General features: G+C 45.0%; 21 protein-coding genes. 10 read left to right on the forward strand and 11 right to left on the reverse strand.

What is annotated here, in order from left to right; genetic code table 11:
• Nucleotides 1-60: 60 nt before the first annotated feature.
• On the reverse strand, nt 61-1,509 hold the full coding sequence (locus ACLWBB_RS03965) for a S8 family peptidase (RefSeq protein WP_413290276.1): 1,449 nt from the start codon (nt 1,507-1,509) through the stop codon (nt 61-63).
• Between the two features lie 211 nt (nt 1,510-1,720).
• On the opposite strand from ACLWBB_RS03965, the gene ACLWBB_RS03970 reads away from it, so the two are divergent.
• From ACLWBB_RS03970 to ACLWBB_RS03995, 6 genes are read left to right on the forward strand one after another with little or no spacing between them, the layout of a single operon-like run.
• Nucleotides 1,721-2,284, forward strand: a complete 564-nt coding sequence (locus ACLWBB_RS03970; protein WP_413290277.1) for an NADH-quinone oxidoreductase subunit B — start codon at nt 1,721-1,723, stop codon at nt 2,282-2,284.
• The gene (gene nuoD / locus ACLWBB_RS03975) at nt 2,271-3,953 is read left to right on the forward strand and encodes an NADH dehydrogenase (quinone) subunit D (protein ID WP_413290278.1); all 1,683 of its coding nucleotides are present in this window, start codon (nt 2,271-2,273) and stop codon (nt 3,951-3,953) included. The genes ACLWBB_RS03970 and nuoD overlap by 14 nt, the downstream gene beginning before the upstream one ends.
• A gap of 15 nt (nt 3,954-3,968) precedes the next feature.
• On the forward strand, nt 3,969-4,442 hold the full coding sequence (gene nuoE, locus ACLWBB_RS03980; protein ID WP_413290279.1) for an NADH-quinone oxidoreductase subunit NuoE: 474 nt from the start codon (nt 3,969-3,971) through the stop codon (nt 4,440-4,442).
• On the forward strand, nt 4,442-5,731 hold the full coding sequence (nuoF, locus tag ACLWBB_RS03985; protein ID WP_413290280.1) for an NADH-quinone oxidoreductase subunit NuoF: 1,290 nt from the start codon (nt 4,442-4,444) through the stop codon (nt 5,729-5,731). Before nuoE ends, nuoF begins: the two co-directional genes overlap by 1 nt.
• A complete protein-coding gene (locus ACLWBB_RS03990; RefSeq protein WP_413290281.1) occupies nt 5,712-7,298 on the forward strand; it encodes a 2Fe-2S iron-sulfur cluster-binding protein in 1,587 nt (528 codons plus the stop codon). Before nuoF ends, ACLWBB_RS03990 begins: the two co-directional genes overlap by 20 nt.
• Complete coding sequence (locus ACLWBB_RS03995; protein WP_413290282.1) at nt 7,295-7,819, forward strand: NuoI/complex I 23 kDa subunit family protein; 525 nt, start codon at nt 7,295-7,297, stop codon at nt 7,817-7,819. The genes ACLWBB_RS03990 and ACLWBB_RS03995 overlap by 4 nt, the downstream gene beginning before the upstream one ends.
• A gap of 181 nt (nt 7,820-8,000) precedes the next feature.
• On the opposite strand, the gene ACLWBB_RS04000 is transcribed toward ACLWBB_RS03995, so the two are convergent.
• Together ACLWBB_RS04000 and ACLWBB_RS04005 are read right to left on the reverse strand one after the other, a co-directional pair.
• A complete protein-coding gene (locus ACLWBB_RS04000) occupies nt 8,001-8,438 on the reverse strand; it encodes a hypothetical protein (protein WP_413290283.1) in 438 nt (145 codons plus the stop codon).
• A 440-nt stretch (nt 8,439-8,878) separates the two neighbouring features.
• Entirely contained in the window at nt 8,879-9,136 is a 258-nt protein-coding gene (locus tag ACLWBB_RS04005) for a hypothetical protein (protein ID WP_413290284.1), read from the reverse strand.
• Between the two features lie 382 nt (nt 9,137-9,518).
• On the opposite strand from ACLWBB_RS04005, the gene ACLWBB_RS04010 reads away from it, so the two are divergent.
• Nucleotides 9,519-10,337 (forward strand): transglycosylase SLT domain-containing protein, encoded by an 819-nt coding sequence (locus tag ACLWBB_RS04010; RefSeq protein WP_413290285.1) that lies wholly within the window; start codon nt 9,519-9,521, stop codon nt 10,335-10,337.
• A gap of 60 nt (nt 10,338-10,397) precedes the next feature.
• Here ACLWBB_RS04010 and ACLWBB_RS04015 read toward each other — a convergent pair whose 3' ends face one another.
• The 6 genes from ACLWBB_RS04015 to ACLWBB_RS04040 form a co-directional block, all read right to left on the reverse strand.
• Nucleotides 10,398-10,649 (reverse strand): GlsB/YeaQ/YmgE family stress response membrane protein, encoded by a 252-nt coding sequence (locus tag ACLWBB_RS04015; RefSeq protein ID WP_413290286.1) that lies wholly within the window; start codon nt 10,647-10,649, stop codon nt 10,398-10,400.
• 95 nt (nt 10,650-10,744) lie between these two features.
• On the reverse strand, nt 10,745-11,197 hold the full coding sequence (locus ACLWBB_RS04020) for a hypothetical protein (protein WP_413290287.1): 453 nt from the start codon (nt 11,195-11,197) through the stop codon (nt 10,745-10,747).
• Entirely contained in the window at nt 11,197-11,961 is a 765-nt protein-coding gene (locus tag ACLWBB_RS04025; protein ID WP_413290288.1) for a 3D domain-containing protein, read from the reverse strand. Before ACLWBB_RS04025 ends, ACLWBB_RS04020 begins: the two co-directional genes overlap by 1 nt.
• A gap of 123 nt (nt 11,962-12,084) precedes the next feature.
• The gene (locus ACLWBB_RS04030) at nt 12,085-13,611 is read right to left on the reverse strand and encodes a C1 family peptidase (protein ID WP_413290289.1); all 1,527 of its coding nucleotides are present in this window, start codon (nt 13,609-13,611) and stop codon (nt 12,085-12,087) included.
• 314 nt (nt 13,612-13,925) lie between these two features.
• The gene (locus ACLWBB_RS04035; RefSeq protein ID WP_413290290.1) at nt 13,926-14,465 is read right to left on the reverse strand and encodes a metal-dependent hydrolase; all 540 of its coding nucleotides are present in this window, start codon (nt 14,463-14,465) and stop codon (nt 13,926-13,928) included.
• Nucleotides 14,466-14,527: 62 nt separating this feature from the next.
• Nucleotides 14,528-14,890 carry a hypothetical protein gene (locus ACLWBB_RS04040; RefSeq protein WP_413290291.1) on the reverse strand — a complete coding sequence of 121 codons (363 nt, stop codon included), beginning with the start codon at nt 14,888-14,890 and terminating at the stop codon, nt 14,528-14,530.
• Between the two features lie 102 nt (nt 14,891-14,992).
• On the opposite strand from ACLWBB_RS04040, the gene ACLWBB_RS04045 reads away from it, so the two are divergent.
• On the forward strand, nt 14,993-15,817 hold the full coding sequence (locus tag ACLWBB_RS04045; RefSeq protein ID WP_413290292.1) for a hypothetical protein: 825 nt from the start codon (nt 14,993-14,995) through the stop codon (nt 15,815-15,817).
• On the opposite strand, the gene ACLWBB_RS04050 is transcribed toward ACLWBB_RS04045, so the two are convergent.
• Nucleotides 15,814-16,221, reverse strand: a complete 408-nt coding sequence (locus tag ACLWBB_RS04050; RefSeq protein ID WP_413290293.1) for a hypothetical protein — start codon at nt 16,219-16,221, stop codon at nt 15,814-15,816. The genes ACLWBB_RS04045 and ACLWBB_RS04050 overlap by 4 nt on opposite strands.
• A 127-nt stretch (nt 16,222-16,348) precedes the next feature.
• Between ACLWBB_RS04050 and ACLWBB_RS04055 the strand changes: the two genes are divergently transcribed.
• Nucleotides 16,349-16,843 carry a methylated-DNA--[protein]-cysteine S-methyltransferase gene (locus ACLWBB_RS04055; protein WP_413290294.1) on the forward strand — a complete coding sequence of 165 codons (495 nt, stop codon included), beginning with the start codon at nt 16,349-16,351 and terminating at the stop codon, nt 16,841-16,843.
• Here ACLWBB_RS04055 and ACLWBB_RS04060 read toward each other — a convergent pair.
• Entirely contained in the window at nt 16,840-17,259 is a 420-nt protein-coding gene (locus ACLWBB_RS04060; protein WP_413290295.1) for an RrF2 family transcriptional regulator, read from the reverse strand. The two genes, ACLWBB_RS04055 and ACLWBB_RS04060, sit on opposite strands and share 4 nt — an antisense overlap.
• A 132-nt stretch (nt 17,260-17,391) precedes the next feature.
• Here ACLWBB_RS04060 and ACLWBB_RS04065 point away from each other — a divergent pair, with 132 nt between their 5' ends.
• Nucleotides 17,392-18,036, forward strand: coding sequence for an NAD(P)H-dependent oxidoreductase (locus ACLWBB_RS04065; RefSeq protein WP_413290296.1), 645 nt, complete (start codon nt 17,392-17,394; stop codon nt 18,034-18,036).

Here is an 18,036-nt window from a genome sequence, read left to right on the forward strand (position 1 = left end):
ACTATAATAAAAAAGGGATGGCTTGTCGCCATCCCTTTGTAGATTTTCAAAGAAAAAATCTTAGTAGTGCATCAACGCATTTACGTCGAGTTTACCCTCTGTCACAAGTTTGCCTTGCGCCGCAGGGATTTTTTGAGCTGTCGCCATGATAGCCGCTTTTACTTCTTGCCATGTTTTGCTTGGATGCGCAGACCAGTAAAGAGCCGCCGCACCAGCAACGTGTGGAGTCGCCATAGAAGTTCCGTCCCAGCTTGCTTTGAAGCCATACTTGTCGATCACCATGTCAGAGTATTCGCTGCCAACAGTTGTCGAGAAAACCTTCACGCCAGGAGCGCCAATATCAACAGACTTAACACCCCAGTTCGAGAAAGAACCGAAGTTGTTAGCCACGTCCAAAGCCGCTACAGAAATGATTGTGTCATGTGGGTAGCTTGCAGGATATGCAGGTTTTGGATCGTTGTCGTTATCATAACCTTTACCTTGGTGACCGTTACCAGCCGCTGCAACAAAAAGAGTCCCTTTGTCTTGAGCGTATTGGATAGCATCACGAAGAGCTTGGTTGCTTTGACCATCTGCTGGATCTTCACCCTCAGAACCCCAAGAGTTTGAAAGAACTTTCGCGCCATTATCAACCGCGTAACGGATCGCTTTGATCGCGTCAGCAGTTGTGCCTTGGCCTTTGTCAGAGATGAAACGCAAAGACATGATTTTTACGTTCGGAGCAACACCCGCAATACCAATACCGTTATCGCTGCGAGCTGCAACGTTTCCAGCGCAGTGAGTTCCGTGACCTGGGTTACCGCCAGTCAATAGTTGCAGAGGCTCTACTGCTAAGTCGTAAGGTTTGTTGTCATTAGAAACGAAGTCCCAACCAACCATATCGTCAACATAGCCATTGCCGTCGTCGTCAATTCCATTGTTTGCGATTTCTTTAGAGTTTCTCCAAAGATTTGGCAGTAAATCTTCGTGTGTGTAATCAACGCCAGTGTCGATAACTGCCACGATCATTTCCGGAGAACCCTTGGTTACTTTCCATGCATCCATTACGTTGGCGTTTTGCATGCCCCATTGGTTGTTGAAAAGCGGATCCATACCAGCGCGCTGTTGTGGCGCATCAACGATATCTGGATTGTCGAGATACTTTTTGTCTTTCTGAACGCCTACATCCTGACGAGCTGCGAATCTTTTAATAGCCGCGCGACGGAGTGGATCTTGAACTGTGTAGTCTTCCAATAAACGAATCGGATAGTTCGGTTGAACGTATTCGATACCTGTGCCTTGAGCCATGGCCTGAACGGCTTTTGCGCTGAGTTTCCCCCCTTCAACGCGAATCCATTGGTCATTAATTTGCTCAACTTTGGCGCCATTGCCTTCAAATTGTGCAAAAGCCTGCATGCTGTATGCTGCATTTGGAGCAAGCTTAATCAAAAGATCTTGTTTTGCTTCCTTAGGAGCTGCTTGAGCCGTCAAACTGAGGCCCAGAACTGCCGTAAAAATGTGCAATAACATGAATTCCCCCTCTCATGTTGTATTAACAAACCTTCGTTGGTTCTAACTTTCAATTCTAGGAACAAGCTTTCTCGAGAATCAAACCTAAACAGCAGTCAGGGAGCGTGCGCGTTGAAGTAAATGAGACCGAGTCTCTAAATTATCTATCTAGTTGTCATGGCTCGGGATTTTCTGTAACTAATTGAGAGTCAAATGAAAATGGAGTGTTCACATGAATACAGCTAATGGAGCTGATCAGACAAAACCTGGTCAGAATTTAGCAACTCAATCTATCGACGATATGTCACGCAGTTATGCGTTCACAACTCGTCTAGATGATATCGTTGCATGGGGTAGAAAAAATGCTTTGTGGCCAATGCCGTACGGAACTGCCTGCTGCGGGATTGAACTGATGTCTGTGATGGGGCCACGTTATGACCTTGCTCGTTTCGGAGCAGAGGTTGTGCGTTTCTCTCCTCGCCAAGCGGACTTGTTGCTTGTTGCGGGAACAATCACTGAAAAGATGGCTCCAGTTCTCGTGCGCATCTATCAACAAATGTTGGAACCAAAATACGTGATCTCTATGGGCGCTTGTGCAAGCTCTGGTGGTTTCTACCGCGCTTATCACGTACTTCAAGGCGCTGACAAAGTAATCCCTGTCGACGTTTACGTTCCAGGTTGCCCTCCAACTCCAGAAGCGGTTTTGGATGGCGTGATGGCTTTGCAAAGAATGATCGCGAAACATACACCACGTCCTTGGAAGGACAATTGGAAGTCTCCGTATGAGCAAGCTTGATAATATTAAACAAGACCTGGCGTCGAAGTTTAACGTCGCCAATTACAAATTCGTACACGCTTTCGGTGATGACGTTCTCGAGATTCCGAAAGAAGACATCATTCCTGTTCTTCGTCATTTCAAGGCGACGCAACGTTTTGATTTCTTGATGGACATCTGCGGTGTGGACTATCCGTCCCGCGCAAAACGTTTTGATGTCGTTTATCACCTGTTCTCTTCAAAAGATTCTTCTCGTTTGCGTATCAAGTGCGCGGTCGCAGAAGGCGAGACCATCGAGTCTGCGATCAACACATGGGTTGGTGCTGACTGGTTCGAGCGTGAAGCATTCGACATGTTTGGAGTCGTTTTCACAGGCCATCCAAACCTTCGTAAAATTTTGACTCATCATCAGTTCGTGGGTCATCCACTTCGCAAAGATTACGAAGCGGATCACCAACAACATTGCACAGAGCCTTTGCCAATTCATTTCAACAATGAGCCTGGCGTCGACGGTTCTGTTTTGAACGATCGCTATGTTCCTTTGAACATCGGTCCTTCGCATCCAGCGATGCACGGAACTTTGCGTGTGATGGTCGAGTTGGACGGTGAAACTATCGTTCGTGCAAATCCTGAAATCGGTTATTTGCACCGCTGCTTCGAGAAGATGGCAGAAACTCACCCATACAATCAGGTGATTCCATACACAGATCGTTTGAACTACTGCTCAGCACCTATGAACAACGTAGGTTACTGTAAAGCGGTTGAAAGACTTTTGGGCGTGGACATTCCACCGAAAGCTCAAGCGATGCGTGTAGTATTGTCGGAGCTTTCTCGTATCATCGATCATATTATCGCGGTTGGTACTGGAGGCGTGGATTTGGGCGCATTGTCTGCGTTCTTCCATCTCTTCACTTACCGTGAAAAAGTATATACTTTGTTTGAAAAACTCTGCGGAGCTCGTTTGACTGTGTCGATGACTCGCGTGGGTGGTATGGCTCAAGATACACCAGAAGGCTGGTGGGATGATGTTCTAGCATTCTGTAAAGACATGCGCATGCAAGTCGACGAGATCTCTCGTTTGATGTTGGACAATAAAATCTTCATTAAGCGTACCCAAGGTGTTTGCCCAGTGACTGCTGCTGAAGCTGTTCAATGGGGTTACACAGGTCCTTTGCTTCGCGCTTCGGGTGTGAACCTCGATTTGCGTAAAGCCTCTCCTTATTATGGATATGATGCTTTGAACTTCGATGTTCCAGTAGGAACGAACGGTGACATCTATGATCGTTACTTGGTTCGTATCGAAGAGATGAGACAATCTATCCGTATCATCGAGCAAATCTGTAAAAACCCTCCGGGCGGTGATTACACCATCCGTGACAAAGGCATCGTTCTTCCAGAGAAGAAAGATGTTTACGGAAATATCGAAGGTTTGATGAATCACTTCATGTTGATCATTAAAGGTCTTCGTCCACCTGCTGGAGAAGTTTACGATGCAACTGAAGCTGCCAACGGAGAGTTGGGCTTCTACTTGATCAGTGACGGTTCTGCGAATCCATATCGCTTGAAAGTACGTCCTCCTTGCTTCGCTATCTATCAATCATTCCCGTCTGTAGTAAAAGGCTCGATGATTGCGGATGCGATTGCTACGGTCGCAAGTATGAATCTTATCGCCGGCGAATTGGACCGCTAATTCGGAGTATATAGAATGTTTAAGTTGTCTGAAGAGGGATTGAAAAAAGTTAAGTTGGAGCTCGCTCGTTACGAAACGAAAGAGTCTGCAATTATTCCTAGCCTGTACGTTGCCCAAAAGGAAAACAACGGCTGGGTGAATAACGACGTGATTCATGCGTTGTCTGCAGCGATGGAAATTCCAGCAAGTAAAATCAACGAAGTTTTTAAGTTCTATACAATGTTCAACCAAGAGAAGGTGGGTAAATACCACGTGCAAGTTTGCACCAATATCTCTTGTGCTTTGAACGGCAGCCGTGAACTTGCAAGCCACATTTGCCACGAGTTGAAAGTGAAGTTTAACGACATTACTCCAGACGGTCGTTTCACGATTTCTAAAGTGGAATGCTTGGGTTCATGCGGAACTGCTCCGATGATGCAAGTAAATGATAAGTACTATGAGAATTTGACTCCAGAATCAGCGATGAATTTGTTGAGAGGGATGAAGTAATGGAATCAAAACTATTGACGGAATTTTATCACCTCGACGAGTTCAGAACTCTTGAGGGTTACAAAAAGAATGGCGGTTACGTTCAATTGGCGAAAGCTTTGAAAATGCAACCGCAACAAATCATCGACGAAGTGAAGGCTTCTGGTCTTCGTGGTCGCGGTGGTGCGGGTTTCCCAACTGGAACGAAATGGTCTTTCCTTCCTAAAAATAATGAACCTCGTTATTTGTTGTGCAATGCCGATGAAGGCGAGCCTGGGACTTTCAAAGACCGTATGATGATGGAGAGAGCTCCACATCAATTGATCGAGGGCATGATCATCTCTGCTTTCGCAATCGGTTCTAAAAAGAGCTACATCTATATTCGTGGTGAATACCACTATCCAATCTCTGTTGTCGAAAAAGCGATTCGTGAAGCTTACGATGCAGGTTTGCTTGGCAAAAACATCATGGGCTCTGGCTTTGACCACGATATGGACGTGTACAGCGGTGCTGGCGCGTATATCTGCGGTGAAGAGACGGGTATGATTTCTTCTTTGGAAGGCGCGAAAGGCCAACCAAAATTGAAGCCTCCATTCCCAGCGGTTCAAGGTTACCTTCGTAAACCAACAATCGTGAATAACGTAGAAACTTTGGCAGCTGTAAAATACATCCTTCGTGATGGTGCGGCTGCTTATCGTAAACACGGAACCGAGAAATCTCCTGGTACAAAATTGTTCTCTTTGTCTGGCAACGTTGTGAAGCCGGGCAACTACGAAGTTCCACTGGCTTATCCTTTGATTGATTTGATCAACAAAGAGGGCGGCGGAATGAAGCCAGGCCGTAAGTTGAAAGCGGTTATTCCTGGCGGATCTTCTGCTCCTGTGATGACGGCGGCGGAAGTTGAAAAAGCGACTTTGGATTATGAATGTTTAGCAGGCATGGGCACCATGCTTGGTTCAGGTGCTGTGATCGTTATCGACGATTCTCAGTGCATGGTCGATATGTTGGGAGTTCTGACTCACTTCTATCACCACGAATCTTGCGGTCAGTGCACTCCTTGTCGTGAAGGCACGGGCTGGTTGAACAAGATCGTTCACTCGATCTTGGAAGGCAAAGGCCGTTTACAGGACATCGAGCTTCTAGAGAAAGTAGCTGACAACATGAAGGGCCGTACTATTTGCGCTCTTTCAGATGCCGCTGCTTTGCCAGTATTAAGTTTCGTCTCCAAGTTCCGTGATGAATTTGAATTCTATGTTCGTGAAGGACGTTCTAAAGTGAAGGGTACTACGTATGCCGAAATGCACCATTAACGGAAAAGAAATCGAAGTAAAAGAGGGTTCGACGATCATCGAGGCAATGTACAAGATGAATGAGTCGATTGCTCACTATTGCTATCACCCGGGCTTGAGCGTTGCGGGTGTGTGCCGTCTTTGCATGGTAGAGGTTGAAGGAAATCCACGTGTTCAGATCGCTTGTAATACGGCTGTGACTGAAGGCATGAAAATCAACAACACTTCCGCGAAAGTAAAAGACGCTGCGAAGTGGGGTCTTGATTTCCACTTGATCAACCATCCTTTGGATTGCCCTATCTGCGACCAAGCGGGTGAGTGCGGTTTGCAAGATCAGTACATGGAGTTCGGTAAATACGATCCCGAAATGGCTGAGAAGAAGCAAAAGAAACACAAAGTAGTGGATTTGGGTCCGACAGTTGTTTTGGATTCAGAACGTTGCATCCTTTGCTCTCGTTGCGTGCGCTTCACAGACGAAGTTTCTAAAACTTCTGAGTTGGGTCTTTTCAACCGTGGTGATCGTACAGAGATCGGTACTGTTGAAGGCGTTCAACTTGATAACAAATACTCTTTGAATGTGGTGGATATCTGCCCAGTCGGAGCTTTGACTTCTAAAGATTTCCGTTTCCGTCAGCGCGTGTGGTATCTCAAAGATGCTGAAACGGTCTGCACAGGTTGCTCTACGGGTTGTAACGTGAAGGTATACTTCAATAAAGAAGGTATGTTCCGCGTGAAGCCAGTTTACAACGAAGCTGTGAACGGTCACTGGATGTGCGATGAAGGTCGCGACATCTATAAGTTCGTGAACAAAGACGTTCGTCTTTTGAAAGCGAAAAAAGGTCAGGGCGGTTCTTGGACAGAAATGGCTCCAGGAGCGGCAGCGAAAGACTTGGCTCCAGTGTTGAGCAAGGCTGCTGGTGAATCTTTGGCGTTGGTATTGACTGCTCAATACACAGTTGAAGAGTACGAAGCAATCATTAGCACTTTCGTGAATACTTTCAAAACTAAGAAGATTTTCTTCTGGATCAACAACAAAGAGTCTTTTGAAACTTTCGATGGTTTGCTCCTTCGTGGTGACAAAAATCCAAATACAAAAGGCTTGTTGAAAACTCTTGAGAAGTACGGTGTGACCGCTTCTTGGGGTGAGTTGAAATCAGGTCTTGATAGCGGTGCTATCAAAACTGTGGTTGTTGCAGGTCCAGAGAACCAAGCTGTGTTCCCAGACTTAAAAGAAAGAATCACAGAGTTGAGCAAAGCTCAGAACCTGATCTGGATGCAAGCGGGCAGCAATGCACAGCTTGAGTCTTTGAAGGGCAATGTGACTTTGATCCCATTGAAAACTTTCGTAGAAAAGAACGGTACATTCATTAATCACCAAGGCATGGAACAGAAGTTCAAACGTGTAACAACGGTTGTTTCTGAAGCTTTGACTTTGGATCAAGCAGTTCAATTGTTTGCGGGTCAAGAGATCAAGATCTCTGCAACTCCAGTAGTTGACACTTTCGTCGAGACAAATCGTCGTACTGATGAAGTGATGCTTGAGCACAGAAAAAAGAATGAATTCGTGTTTAAGAGAGGTAGCCTATGAGCGTAGTTCAAAACAATTCCGAAAAGAACAGATGGTATCTGATTGGTATTTTGGGCGGCATGGGTATCACCATGAAGCATATGTTGAAAAATATTTTCAACAAAAAGCAAATGATGACCCTCAACTACCCAGAAGAAAAGTATGAGTACTCTTCTCGCTTTAAAGGGAATCACGTTTTGACCGTGAAAAAAGACGGATCTCTTCGTTGCACAGCTTGTATGTTGTGTGCGACGAACTGTCCTGCAGAGTGTATTAAAATCACGGCTGCAGAACATAACGATCCAACGGTTGAAAAATTCCCTATTAGCTACGAGATTGATATTCTTCGTTGCGTATTCTGCGGCTTCTGTGAGGAAGCTTGCCCAGTGGATGCAATCCGCTTGGGACCTGAGTGGCAAACTCCAGGCGTAAATGGCGCAAACTTCATTTACGACATCAACCACTTGGCTTATCGTCCTAATCTTAAGGGCGGTATCCTTACTCATGTTGATGATGAAGAACGTCACAAGGCGGGGATCTAATTTTCTGCCTTTTATAGTTTTTGAATCGAAACCCACGTTAATAGCGTGGGTTTTTTTTCGTCTTCGAATCCGAAAGCTCTGCGCGTTGTTTGTATTGTTGGAAAAAATAAAAAGCGCAGATCTTTTGTCTGCGCTTTTCGATACATATTTTGATTATTTAACTAGGGATTTACGATCCAATTTACGGTACGTCGTTTTTAGGAATCTTTGTTAGATGCTTAGTTTTAATTCTTTTGGTGACATCGCCTCGACGAATTCTAACGACAGGATTTCCGTCAGACTGAATCCCAACTACAGTGACGACGTGGGGTCCATCCCAGTAAAAAGATTCATAGTATTGTTCACCAACGCAGATATTCTCACTATTGCAACCACTAGTTCTCGCAAGTTGCGAAGACTTCCAGTTGTCAGTAACTTCGTGGCCGTATTCATCTTTTCTTACAATGAGCTTACCATCAGGCTGGATTGCAAGAACAGTAACAAGATGTGGACCATCTAAGTAAAAGGTTTCGTAATATTGCTGGCCGACGCAGATGTTCTCGCTATTGCATTCATTTTCAGAAGCGAATGTCGCTTGTGCAAATACTAAAAATAAAGAAATCGCAAATTTTAGTCTCATAGAGTCTCCGATGTCTAAAAATATATGCAATCCATGCCAACAGAAATTCGTATTAAAAACTGACGAAGTTTTTTTCAGCAAAAACCTCAGTGTAATCTAAGTTATTGATATTATTGTATTAATATGCCTTATTTTATTAAGGTGTAATTAACAAATAAGGCGTCTATTTATTTTCTTGCTTCGGCATTTTTCCTAAATTTGAACTCGGTAGCGAAGATAAAGCGTATATCTTTGCGCTGGCTTCTTGATTTCATCCTTCCTCCATATCCTTACTCATGTCGATGATGAAGAACGTCACAAGGCCGGTATCTAATTTCCTGGCTTTTATAGTTTGTGAATACGAAACCCACGTTAATAGCGTGGGTTTTTTTTCGTCTTCGAAACGGGGATTTGGGGTGAGCTTTTGCAGTTTTTGAGCGACTCAAGTACATAAGGCCATATTATTGGCAAACGTACTCAGCTTTAACTCTAACAGTGCAGTAGCCGCCATTACCGACTATCTGAAATTCGGAAACTCTCCAAGCCCTCACTTCCCCACACATATTCGCTGCATTTCTATCAGCATCTTTTTGGGCGTCAGCTATGGCATCAGAAAAATCTTGATAACAGTCATGACCCACCCCGTGAGAAGTGAAGCCGGTGCTCGCTAAAGAAAAAAATGGAAATATTAAAGCTGAAGTTAAAATAATTTTTTTCATTCTATACTCTCTTTCGTTTCCAAGAGTAATTTGTAATGAGGCATGAAATATAAGTAAAATAAATTATACCAATACATTAAATAGGTAAAAACCTATATTAAGAGAGAATATTAGAAATCCATAAAGCGTATATCTTTGCGCCGGCTTCTTGATTTCAGTCTTCCTCCATTCTGCTAAGTGAGAATGTTCATGTGTTCATGGCATGAATGGGGCTTGGAGTATTCGTTTTGATTTAATTTAGTCCAGATTTTATCTATGAAAAGTCCTGAAAATGGCTCTGGTGGCGGGTTTTGCGTCATTTGTGGATTTGTTGGCGGCTAGTTTTTTGTGAAATTTTGGCTTTTGGCGTTAAGCTCTGAGATCTGCTGCCGATCTGGGTTGTATGAAAAATACATACCACAAACCAATTTTATTCGCCGGTATTATTTTAAGCATGCAACTGACTGCAGGTTGCTTGGAAAAAGGTGATTTTAGCACGACTCAGATGCCGAGCACCGATTCCGAGACTGTAGCCGAAGTAACGCCAACGCCGACACCAACTCCGAGTCCGACACCAGAAATAACGCCTTCACCAACCCCTAAGCCGACACCGACTCCTGCGGTGACGCCAAGTCCGACGCCAACGCCACCTGATAAAGAAGAAGAGGCATTAAGAGACGTAACACCTCTCTGGGAAGCAAAAACGTCTCAAGGTAAAACTTGGACCGATCATGTGAATAGACAGTTGGATACTATTGGACAAGATATGCTAGACGTCGTTCCAGCAGACAGTTCTTTGTTTTGTCCGAAATACAGCAAAATGTCAGATGCTCAACGTAAGCACTACTGGACCTTCATGATATCTGCGATGACTCGTTTTGAAAGTAATTTCAATACGAACTCGAAGTACACTGAAGACTTCAACGATAGCAATGGCAATAAGGTCATTAGCCGCGGACTTCTGCAGATCTCTATCGAGAGTGCGAACTCTTACGGATGTGGCTTTAAAAACGCCGAAGAGCTTCACGATCCACTCAAAAACCTAAGCTGCGGTGTTCGTATCTTGAACCGTTGGGTAGGGCAACGTGACTTCCGTATCGCGGGTAAAGTAGATGGCAAGTGGCGCGGAGGCGCTCGTTACTGGGCAGTACTTCGTGCGGGCGATAAGACTTCGTACAAGTCGATCCTTAAATGGAGCCAAGAACTTTCTATCTGTAAGTAATGCTTAAGACAGAAAAAACTTTGTACCGGGTGTGAAAACACCCGGTTTTTCTATTTCTGTTTAGTGGTGAACACGCTTTTTCATGATCATTCTATAGATCCACAGCAACAGCACGGCACCAAGGATCGATGCAACAATCCCTGCGGGCTCTTCCCCTCGGTACATGCCCACCGCTTGCCCAATCCAGCGCGCAATAGTGGCGCCTGCGATGCCAAGAAGAATTGTGATAATGAAACCGCCGGGATCTTTTCCTGGCATCAGAAGTTTTGCGACAGCCCCAACGATAAGACCAATGACAATTGTCCAAATCATAAGACCCTCCCTTAAATATTATCATTCTATTTAAGAGAGTTTTTTCAGGTCGTGTCTTTCATTGGAAATTTTCAAGATGTGACTTGTTTTGTGGATTACTCTTCAGAATCCTCGGAAGAATGTTCTTCTTCAGGAGGATCTGAAGCGGGCGTTCGCGCAAAAAGATCAAAGGTCTTTAGGCGAACGTCAGCGATTTCGTTACAGGTTTTTTCCACGCTTTTGTCTTGGCAATAAATATAAACTTTTTTGCGAATCTGATCCCAGGACTGATACCACTCTCGGGCCTCATCTAGGTCCTTTTTGGTCTTTTTATTGAGTGACGGAATCTGAGTAATGAGTGGCAGAACTTTCTCTAGATAGTAGTCCTTCTGGGATTCTCTGAGGTCTTTGAAAGCGTCATAAGATGACATCCAGAACGGAGGTTCTGACATATTGATAGGTGAAGAGTCCGGCTCTTGGCTTGGCAAAATATCTTTGCCCGCCATTGCAAGGCTTGCAGCCAAAAAATTCACCAGAACAACGACGATAAACAACTTAATTGGTTTCATTATCGAGATCCTCCAGCAGGAGAACGTTGACCAGAAAGACTTGCGATGAAGGTTCTTGTGCTTTGATCCGCATCACGAAGGGCATCATCAATAGCTGCCAATGAGGCTTCATAACCGACATAACCCCGACGAATAACATGGAAAGCTTTGTTTTCGCCACACTCACGTGTATCCACCATGCGAACATCCTTAGGAGCTCCATAGCCGAAAGAGTTTTCGTAAACGACCTTGGCTTTCTTTTGACCGGGCTTTTTTGGTTCCATGAGTCCCAAGCTGCCGGTGTAAAAGTCAAAGCGGTTACGACCTTTGATATAGCCGCCACCATCTTGGACAATCAGAAATCCTGGATGAACCATCGTTCCGCCGCCAGGCAAGTTCATGATTTTTCCTTTAAGGGCAGGCATTCGAATAATATCACCTGGATCATAGTATTTTGGATCCGCGGCTACAGAGATATAAGGAATCAAACAAGTGCCTGCAGAGCCAATACTGGTTTTGCAAGAACCTATGGACTCGATATGGCCTGTGTGACGATAGATTTTATTCCCAGGAAGTGAGCCTGAACCCTGCCAGTAAACGGCCTTCTTAAAGGCCTTGCAAGGGGTGGCGCTGTTACACATCTTCATAACATCCGGAGTATAGTAGGTCGACGTCGTAGCAATGCCTGGTGCGCAAAGCTTGCCGATGCAAATCTCGGAGAATGCGACGAAGAAAAATGAGAGAGCTACCTTGCTCGAAAAGCTTAGAACATATTTTTTGGTCATGTCCATTTATGAGCAAGAGTGGTGCCGCATAAAAAAGGGCCTGGTGCTCATTAGCGACCAAGCCCTAGTCAGTGTATGTAATGCTCAACAAATTGAACGGTCGAGCAGTGTCTCAGAGCGAGACTAGTAAGGTTCGTTATATACCTTCACAGTCTTGTGAGGAGTTTCAGTCATAAGATCCATGCCCGTGCTCTGAAGCTTTCCGACCATCCAAACTTCATAAGTTCCATTTGGAACGAAGTTCGTTCTCCAGCCGATCTTCATGTTGTTTCTAACGACTTCACTCGATTTTACGGTGACCTTGCCTTTAGAATCTTTAATAAAAAGCTGGATAGAACTCATTGGTACTGCCATCGCTGGAACGTTGACTAAGAACTCGGGGCGTTCGCTTAAAGGCTTGTTAAGGTCCAAGCCATCAGCACCCGTGAAAGAAAGCTTCAACTCTGGCTTTTGATTTACGATATAGAAAAAATGACGAACAGAATTTGCGATTTTACCGCCATTTGCATTTTGCGAGGTCGCTTGGATTTCATAACGGCCGTCTGCAAACTGAGTGCTGTCGAAGTTTACACCGCAAGCTTTTCCTTGGCATGAAGAAGACCAAATGGATTTATTGTTACCATCAAAAATAGAGAAACTAATGCTTTCAGCTTTTTCAGCAGCTGCTTTTGCCGTCAATGTATGAGCGCCGGTGATATAAGTATAATCTTTTGGAGTCACCATCGCGACGCCGCCAACAGAAGGATTTACATTCAGCCACCAAGTGCCACGGCCTACACCAGATTTGTCATCGTAAGAAACATAGCCATAACCTTTTTCACCCCATTCTTCGCCCCAGCTGTTACGAATGATCAAGGCTTGTTTGGAGTCGTCATAACCTACGATAGAAACCGCGTGGCCACCAAGTGGCTCAGCATCTTTAGAACGTTTGTAAACGCCGCCTGAATAAGAAACGAAGTCAGAGTAAACTGTCAGAGTTGCGATCAATGGACCACGCTGCAAGTCTTCACGGATTTGGTTCAAATTTCTGAAAAACTTTGTGCTGCGTCCCCATTCAGAAATTTTATAATTTCTTCTAGGAGCATCGGCACAAGAATCGTTACATGCGACGTCTTTAGCGCTAGCGCCAGAAGAGTAGGGCATACATGCTTCGTCGGTAACGCCTTTTTCATAGAGGAAATCCATTGCTTCGTCTGGATACCAGCCGTAATCACAAACACCACCACCACAAGAGAATAACTGCTGAGTAGAAAGACGTACGTTCAATGATGGAATCGCTGTTGCGATATTCATTTGTGTTTCCATCACGCCGATTGCAGCAAAAGCCACGCAGCTTCCGCAGTTCGCTTGATTGAGCATCGGAGAAACCCAATTTCTGCCGCCTTTATTTCTCCAATCGAATTTCGAAGGAACATTAGCATTGTATTGCTCTGGAAGATCAAACTCGACATCAGACTCAACATGACCCTTCAGGCCCAGCATACGTTGTATTTCCGCTTTCGGTAAACGCGTAAGCCAGTTTTCCTTGGCAACCCAAGTTGCATTTTCTTTTTCCAGCTTTTCATTGAGTGTTTTTACGTTGATAAATGATTCTGCCCAAGAAGATGAAGAGAACAGCAAAATCAAACACAGTGATTTCAATAGATTCATAAACTTCCCCCTATAGCAATGATCCTGCCTAGCGGGGACTGGGGCCAAGTGAAGTGGAAATTGTGGGAACAGAATTAGACCAATGTCGCGCCTGGGGTTCGAACGCGGGATTTGTCGAAATTTTTGAAAGCTCTTTCGGCTCTTGCTTTCGGGGGACGGGCGTCCGGCCCTCACGCAAGCGCCCGCCGTTCCGGCGGGTTCGCGCCGTCCAGGCGCCGCTTGAGCCCCGCTCAATCAAGATCCAAAAGCTCTTTCAAAAATTTCGACAAATTTGCTTCGGAATTTTCGTTTTTGTAATTCTTTTGGGCGCGTTTTTAGGAACGGTTTCTTATTGAGAATCTTTGGTAGGCATAGTCCAGCGCAAGAATCGCTAAGCACGGAATCCAGACGTAGTAAAACTCGTTCTTCATAATGAAGAAGCCTTGCTCGAAGAATTTCTCGACACTAAGTGGAGAGACCTCCAAAGGACGAATAGGGAAGAAGTAGCGGGCGCAGTTCATTGGCCAGAATACGGCGACGCCTAGACCACCGTTTGTTAGTGCATCGAGGAGGCAGTGAGAGAAAATACCTAAGAAGAACCCCCAGAAGCAGTCTTTCAGGGTCAGGAAGCCTTTGGTGTTCGTGATGAGTTTAAAAATCACCAGTAGTATGATCGCGGCTAAGAATGCGGCGGCTATCGAGTGCGAGGCTCCGCGATGGCCAAGGCAATCTTGATAGCGAATTCCGTATTGGTGACCGAGTACATCTAGATCTGGGAGCATGGGCGCAATCATCGCCATGATCCAATAGATCGGGCTAATGGGCTTGCGCACACAGATGCGAGCAATAGTATAGCCAACTACGGCGTGGGTCATGATTGTTGCCATACGAAAAGTATGGCACAAGTCAGACCCAAGACGAGAGCCTTTTTAGTTTATTACTGATATTTTTTTACGTGATCTGTTTCGCAGCCACCCTGAGGGTTGCTGTACTTGCCCATGAGGGTTCCATGGTAGGGATACTTAAAATCAGACATTCCATCCGAGCCCTCTTTCATCGTGTTCACTTCCAGAAAGTGCATCAGGCCGGTATCGCTGATTTTAAGAATGCCAGCGCCAAAAACCACATGTCCGGTAAGTGTCTGAGGACTGCTACCCAGAGCCTCGATGGTGAATTCGTTCGTGTCCGAATCATAGGTGGTTTTCACTGAGGGTTCGTTGAAGTAACAATATATTTTTTCGGCGGATGCCGTTGACGTCATGGCAAGAATCGCCAAACAAAGCCATAAACTGTGTTTCATAATATTTCCTCCCGGGTTTCTACCTTCAAATATAGCAATCGGAGTTGGCCTAGGTTTCACAATTTTATTTTAATGAGGTCCGTTTTCTGTCAACTTAGTGGAATGACAGTGATTAAAATGTTTTTACTTTATGTTTTTTCCGTTTACGCGATTGATATCCCGGATCGAGGATTTGGCGAAAGCACTGAGAATCCCGAAAAATTTCCAGCCAAAGCATTCTCGTTTGATGTGTGCTCCGAGAGTATTCCTGTTAAAAAGGGCAAGAATCCTTGGCTACTCATCGAAAAAAAGAAAACCAAGCAAGCGCCGATGGATCCGAATCCTCCATCGTGGGTCGAGTCCTACTACGTAAATCCATCTAATAAATCAAAGCAGTTTGCAATCCACAATCAGGCCGATTCCATTTATAGCTCGCCAACAACATTAGCGCGCATCGATTGCAAAGACGGGTTGATCTATTTTCAACACTTAGTGCGTGAGCCTGCTCCGACAAACTTTTATCGTGTCTATGATTTGATTTCAGGAACTGAATACAAGGTGACTGAAGGAGCGGTGACGATTTCCCCAGATGGCAAACACCTGATGACAGCCAGTGCTTCAGACCGGGATCAAAAATGCGGACGCTCTGGATCTTGCGAGGTCAGTCTTCATTTTTATTCTTGTAAAGGTCGTAAAAGCAAACACGTCGAATGCACTCACGAACACGAACTCAATTATTCGGTGACTTCGAAAACGGGCAAAGCCGCTTCTTTTGCGCCAGTACCTGTGAAATGGAAAGAGCCTCGTAAGAATGGCGAAGAACTCAAAGTGATTTTGGGTGGCTCAAAAAGAAGCCCGGCAACGATCACCTGCGAAGTTCGCTCGGGTTTCAGTTGCCGGGTCTCTAAAAGTAAAAACTTAGAATTTTCTAAAAAGGGCCCGTCTTAGTAACGAGAGCCCCAGCCGCTTAGGTTCACAATCATGCGTCCTGTGTGAGTAAAGATCACAAGACGGCCTGCTTTGAAGCCTTCTGTCCAAGGACTAAAGCGAACGCGGATGGTGCAATACGTATTTGGCGGCAACACCGACGGGCAGCCGTGATATGCAGAGAAATCTGCGCCAGCAGTTGCGATTTGTTGAATCACCAAATCACCCGGCCCATTGTTAGTCAGGTTGAAGTCCGCATAGCGTGGCATGTGTCTTGAGGTCGTGCCAAAGTTATAAGAATAGAACTGATCCTGTAGGGTAGAAACGCCCTCAGAGTTCACTTCCAAAGTGACGGTCTGAGAATCCATTGCCAGAGCCGAAGTGGAAAGAAGCAAAGCTGTCGCCAACGAAAGTAGTAATTTCATAGAAGTTCCTCCTTGTTTATTAACATTGCATCCCGAAAGGCCCGTAAATACAAGGTTCTGATGCTCTGCTCTTGCTTTTTAGCTGCTCCCTTAGTAATCCCAAGGCATTGAAAAGTGAGGTTTAAAAATGGGTGATTTGGAATTCTATCTTTACAAAGTTCCTTCTGAAGTCGGCGATTGGTTGGCAGTATTTGAAAGCGATGAAATGGTCTTCTTGGGAAGCTACAATCCTGGCAAAGCTGCGCTTGAAAAAGATTTGGGTGAGTTCCTTCACAAGCACTACCACTTCCATATTGGAAAGTTCCAACCGGTAAAATGGACCAAGGGCAATTTCTGGAAAAAGAAGCACAAGCTTAAGCTTCAAGGAACAGAATTCCAAATGAAGGTATGGTTGGAACTATTGAATATTCCTCATGGCACAACTGTGACTTATTCTGATGTGGCTAAAAAAATCAAAAAGCCAAAAGCGATCCGTGCGGTGGGTACAGCGATTGGTCAAAACCCAATTTGCGTGTGGATCCCATGTCACCGTGTGATCGGTAAGAACGGCAACATCTTCAAATACCGTGGCGGCACTGAAACCAAAGTCGGTCTTTTAAAAGCCGAAGGATTTCTGGCTTAAGTTTTAGAAACTTTTGAAGTCAGGTCAGAAAGGCGGATCTTGGCTAGGTAAACCATCGAGTGATCCTCGAAGCCTTCAATAACATCCGCCATAATTTCTTTCATATTACAGCTGACCAAGCAGGATTTGGTTGGCTCTTTTTCAGACGTACAGATCAATTTTTTATCAGTCGTCGTCGCCATGTAAATATCTTTGAGCGTGATTTCTTTTGGTGGTTTTGCCAGAAGCACGCCACCAGCTTTTCCTTTAAAGGATTCCAAGAGGCCGGCCTCAGCCAGTTTCGCCAGTAAACGGCGAACGACCGTCGGGTTGGTACGGATACTCTCCGCCAACTGTTCTGACGTCATTTTCTCGTCCTTATGGAAGGCAAGAACGGTCATTATATGAACTGAGGCTGAAAACCTTTGGTCATTCATAGGTTAAGTATAGGGTATTTCTCAGGTATAGACAATAGACCTTAATTGTAACTTTATCTGTTGCATTTAAATGGCCTTAGGGTCATAATGTGCGTGTATCTGTTGCATTTAAAAGGATGTTAAGGAGACCCCATGAATCATTCTGAGATTAAACAAGCCCTCGAGTGGCGCTATGCCACAAAACGTTTTGACGCTACAAAAAAGATATCTGAAGCCGACTGGAAAATCCTGGAAGACTCCCTGAAATTAGCCCCTTCCTCTTATGGAGTTCAGCCTTGGAAATTCCTGGTAGTTCAGAATCCTGCTTTGCGTGAAAAGCTCAGAGAGGTCTCTTGGAACCAAACACAGGTGACAGACTCTAGCCACTACGTCGTCCTTCTTTATAAAGAACAGATGGATGAGCCCCATGTGCAGAAGTATGTTGATCGCATCGCCGAGGTGCGCGGTGTTTCTCAAGAAAGCTTAGATGGTTACAAACAGGTGATGTTGCAAAACCTGGTGCTAACGCCAAATCCTAAAAAGATAGAAAACTGGGCTCAGCGCCAATCGTATATTGCGATGGGCTTTTTGTTAGAGACTGCGGCGCTCTTAAAAATCGATGCCTGCCCGATGGAGGGGCTAGATCCCGCGGCTTATGACAAAATTCTCGAACTTGAAGGTTCTGGTTGGAAAACCGTTGCTACTGTGGCGTTGGGATATCGTCATCAAGAGGACGCATATCAGAACAACAAAAAAGTTCGCTTTGATGATGATCACTTGATCAAATTCATCCGTTAG

Source organism: Bdellovibrio sp. HCB337 (genome assembly GCF_047302465.1).
Lineage (GTDB): Bacteria > Bdellovibrionota > Bdellovibrionia > Bdellovibrionales > Bdellovibrionaceae > JACMRP01.